General features: G+C 45.3%; 5 protein-coding genes. 1 reads left to right on the top strand and 4 read right to left on the bottom strand.

Annotation, left to right across the window (positions count from 1 at the left end):
* The 4 genes from AB4232_RS15345 to AB4232_RS15330 form a co-directional block, all read right to left on the bottom strand.
* A partial coding sequence (locus AB4232_RS15345) for a DNA-3-methyladenine glycosylase I (RefSeq protein ID WP_372087463.1) occupies window positions 1-415 on the bottom strand: 415 nt, incomplete at its 3' end.
* Between the two features lie 142 nt (window positions 416-557).
* Window positions 558-1,085: a GNAT family N-acetyltransferase gene (locus AB4232_RS15340; RefSeq protein ID WP_372087462.1), complete on the bottom strand. Its 528-nt coding sequence runs from the start codon at window positions 1,083-1,085 to the stop codon at window positions 558-560.
* A gap of 42 nt (window positions 1,086-1,127) precedes the next feature.
* A complete protein-coding gene (locus AB4232_RS15335; protein ID WP_372087461.1) occupies window positions 1,128-1,754 on the bottom strand; it encodes an HD domain-containing protein in 627 nt (208 codons plus the stop codon).
* 193 nt (window positions 1,755-1,947) lie between these two features.
* On the bottom strand, window positions 1,948-2,607 hold the full coding sequence (locus AB4232_RS15330) for an HAD family hydrolase (protein WP_371726914.1): 660 nt from the start codon (window positions 2,605-2,607) through the stop codon (window positions 1,948-1,950).
* 411 nt (window positions 2,608-3,018) lie between these two features.
* Between AB4232_RS15330 and AB4232_RS15325 the strand changes: the two genes are divergently transcribed.
* The gene (locus AB4232_RS15325) at window positions 3,019-4,347 is read left to right on the top strand and encodes an anaerobic C4-dicarboxylate transporter (protein ID WP_004732879.1); all 1,329 of its coding nucleotides are present in this window, start codon (window positions 3,019-3,021) and stop codon (window positions 4,345-4,347) included.
* Window positions 4,348-4,512: the final 165 nt, after the last annotated feature.

Here is a 4,512-nt window from a genome sequence, read left to right as displayed (position 1 = left end):
CGGTGATACGTTCTGATGGCCAGTCGGCAACCATTTTCGAGAATGAATCGGCTTCACGCTTGGCATTGTGGATCATGGTGGCGTTGGCAGGGATGGTCATCACCTTGGTGAGGTGGCGAATAATGCGCGGGTCTTGTGCTTTCTGTTCCCACATTTCATTCGGCAGCATCAGCATTTTCTCGATGTTGAATTCAAAGAACACCTCTTCAAATTGCGGCCATTTCTTTCTCACCACATTCCACGAAATGCCACACTGGAATACTTTTTCAGTAAAGGCGGCTAGCCAACGGTCGTCGGTGATTTGCGATAACTCGGCTTGGGAAAGGGGCGCACGAACAATCTTTTCGAGTTCGGCTGCTCCGCCTTTACGGTGAGCTGCACGTTGATAAATAGTGTCGAATTTTTCTTGGGTCATTGGAGGTTCCAAATTATATCTGTGTAGCCAATGCTTAATGATATGGGGTTGAATCTAGCAATTAAAACAAGTCGATTAACTAAATAAGTCTGTTAATTAAAACAATCCTGGTAACTAAAATTAACCTGACAATTAAAATGAACTAGCAGAGCTTTAATTCCATCTGATACAAGGGCCACGTTTTGCCATTGAACTCTTTCACGCTCGGCTCTTTGTCTACCACCTGAAATCCTGCTTTGTCGTAGCAGCGTTTTGCTCCGTGGTTTTGCTTAAATACGGCCAAGGTGATGGTGGTGATATTTGGGATTTCTTTCGTAGCTTCTAATGCACTTTCTATCATGGATTGCCCAAGCCCTTTACCTCGTTGGTTTGGGTGAATCGCGACTCGGCAAAAGCGAAGTTCATTGTCTGACATGCGTTGAAACTCCATAAAGCCAAGCAAGTCATCGGTATTTGAGTTGGCGTTTGAATCGGCGTTCGGTTCAGAGTATGACTTAGATGCAGAAAAGGTATATAGCTCGACATGTGGTTCTTGAGAACGTTCGATGATGGAGGCTGCTTTTAAGGGCCAACCAAATATCCGTCCGCCCCATAGAACGTAGTCTTCTAGGGATGTAAACCAAGTGACGATCTCGTCGGCGTCGGATGCTTTAAAGCGGTTTATTTCCATATCCTTCTCTCTTCCTTATCGCGTGTCTCTTTTTCTAAGCCGTTAAACTTCTGCGGCCAACTGATCAAGAAAGCCACGCATGTACTCGGTGCGCTTGTTGGCTTCCAATTTGGCTGATTTTGTATTCATGGTTTCAGCGAGCTTAAACAGTTTTACGTAGAAATGGTCGACGCTGTAATGCTTGTCATCCAAGTCACGCTGCTTCGCAAACGGGTCTTCGTGGTTATACAGCTCGGCGTTAAAGCTTTGACCTACGTACAGGCAGCGAGCGATACCAATCGCACCGAGAGAATCTAGGCGATCTGCATCTTGAACAATCTGTGCTTCCAAGGTTTCTGGTATGATGTTGGCGCTGTAACTGTGAGTGACAATAGCGTGATGGATTTCGTCGAGGTAGGACGCAGGATACTCGATAGATTTGAGATAAGAGATAGCCTTGTCTGCCGCCATTTGTGAGCTTTGAGCGCGGTCTGGGTGGTTCTTCGGAAAGGTGAAGCAATCATGAAGGTAAGCGGCGGGCAGCACGACTTCAAGCTTAGCCTGTTCTTGAGTACATAAAGCCTTGGCAGTTTTGACTACGCGCTTAATATGGCTGATGTCGTGCGCTGCATCTTGTGTCATCTCTTGCTGTGCAAAATCAAGCAGTTGGCTTTCAAATCTTTTAATCACGCGTCCCTTTCCCCATCTGTAGACGTTATTAATGTTGCTTATCGTTCAGTGTCGTTTCATATCGACTTTAACAGTTTCAAGCGCGAGTTTTTATCTTTTATAAAAGGAATACCCACAAAAAAACCGACTCTGTGAGTCGGCTTAATAGAAAGGTTATCCTGTGTTGATCAAAGCGTTAACAACGGTTCAGAGCCTAAGCTGCAGCTTGTTGAAGCTGTGCTAACACATCATGCAAAGAAGGGCTGATGGTGTGCCCAAGCGCTTTTACTTCGTCACATGGCTCTACTAAATCAGGGATTTGGAAGCTGATCATGTTGGCTGCCATTGATGCGCGAATACCGTTGTTTGAGTCTTCAAACGCTAGGCAGGTTTCAGGGGCAACACCTAGGCGTTCTGCCGCTAGTAAGTAGATCTCTGGGTGAGGTTTACCATTGGTCACTTCGCAGCCTGTGCTTAGTGAGGTGAAGTAAGAATCTAGGCCAGCCAGCTCAAGCTTCTTTTTAGCGATATCAAGCTGAGTCGAGGTCGCCACCGCGATTGGAATGTCGTTTGCTTTCAGCCATTCAAGAAGCTCAATCACGCCATCTTTAACTGGGATAGCTTGGTGCTTAACAATCGCACTGTAGCGAGTGCGCCATTCATTGTTCAATGCTGGGTAATCTAACCCTTCGCCGTAGCCCTTTCTAAAAATCTGTTCGATGGTTTTTGCGTTACAACCAATGATGCCTAAGTAAACATCCTGCAAAAACGGAACACCTTGCGCGTGACATGCTTCTTCAAAAACCTGCATACAAAGTCGCTCGGTGTCGAGCAGCAGTCCATCCATATCAAAAATAGCAGCTTGAAAATTCATATACGTGGTTCTTTCTGTGTTGTCGTCGTGAGGGCGAGTATTTTGACATAGTGTCTGGAGATAGGCGAGTCAGTGTTGCGTGAGAATATGCAGAATTGGCTCTGTAATATGCCTCTGGATGAGTTGCAATATAATTGATTTGGGCTGGAGTGATATCGTTAAGTTATGAGCCTGATATTTTATAGGTCATACCGTTCTAACAGACACAATAATGGTTATCATACATAACAAATCTAGGTTGAGAACCTAGCTTCCTATTACAATTCATAAACTTACAAGCGTGTTAGCGTGACCATAATCTTATAAAAAACAATTTGCGGAAGCCTGCAATCATAGTGTGACCAAGCAAAAAGTAAATGGTGGAACTTACGGACAAAATAGAATTAGTCCACATTTTTAGCAAGGTTGCTTATGTTGTATTTTGAGTTTCTATTTTTATTAGTCGTACTTTATATCGGGTCTCGGTATGGCGGTATCGGCTTAGGTGTTGTTTCTGGTATTGGTTTGGTTATCGAGGTGTTTGTCTTCAAGATGCCACCAACGTCTCCACCTGTCACCGTAATGCTGATCATCCTCGCTGTTGTTACCTGTGCTTCTATTCTTGAAGCGGCTGGTGGCTTGAAATACATGCTGCAAGTGGCCGAAAGGGTACTGAGAAAGAACCCGAAACGCGTCACCTTGATAGCACCGTTCGTGACTTACTCGATGACATTCCTATTAGGTACTGGCCACGCGGTTTACTCCATCATGCCTATCATCGGTGATGTGGCATTGAAGAACGGTATTCGTCCTGAACGCCCAATGGCGGCTGCATCGGTGGCGTCTCAATTGGCGATTACGGCGTCTCCAATCTCGGCTGCTGTGGTCTATTACCTCGCGCAACTTTCTGATATCCAACACTCTATTACTCTGCTTTCGATTTTGATGGTGACGGTTCCTGCAACGCTGTTCGGCACACTTTTGCTTTCTCTGTATAGCTTGAAACGTGGTAAAGAACTGAACGACGATCCTGAATACCAAGCGCGTCTAAAAGATCCTGAGTGGAAAAAACGCATCGAGAGCACTACTGCGACCTCTTTGGATGAAGTACTGCCAACTTCGGCTCGTAATGCGGTATTGATTTTCCTACTTTCAATTGTCGTGATTGTTATCGTGGCGATGGTGCCAGAGATCAGAACCATCGTAGACGGCGACAAGCCAATCAAGATGTCGGTGATCATCCAAATGATGATGCTCTGTTTCGGCGGTATCATCTTGCTGGCAACCAAAACTGACCCGCGTGATGTGCCAAACGGTGTGGTATTCAAATCGGGTATGGTGGCGGCGATTGCTATCTTCGGTATCGCTTGGATGTCGGATACTTACTTCCAATACGCAATGCCTCAGTTCAAATCTGGCATCGTAGAAATGGTAACTAACTACCCATGGACGTTTGCACTAGCGCTATTCATTGTATCGGTTGTGGTGAACTCGCAAGCCGCTACTGCACGTATGATGCTGCCTGTTGGTCTTGGCTTAGGACTAGACCCAGCCCTGCTTATCGGCTTAATGCCAGCGGTTTACGGCTACTTCTTCATCCCGAACTACCCATCAGATATCGCTACGGTTAACTTCGATGTCTCTGGTACCACCAAGATTGGTAAGTGGTATTTCAACCACTCATTCATGTCGGTCGGTTTAATCGGTGTAGTGGGTGCATGTTGTTTAGGCTACGCATTGGCACAGATTTTCATCGCTTAGTCTCACTTTTTATCGCTTAATCTGACTTCTTGTCGCTTAATTAAGCGATAACGAGATAACAAACAAAAACAGCGCCTATTTAGGCGCTGTGTTTGTTTTTACTGTTTGGAAGTTCTGATACGAACCTAGATTTCGAATTAATAACCAATATTAACGAGGCTCAAA

The organism is Vibrio sp. 10N.286.46.A8, from assembly GCF_041470165.1.
GTDB lineage: Bacteria > Pseudomonadota > Gammaproteobacteria > Enterobacterales > Vibrionaceae > Vibrio > Vibrio tasmaniensis_A.
The sequence above is the reverse complement of the archived record's forward strand: the minus strand, read 5'-3'. Positions and strand labels throughout refer to the sequence as shown.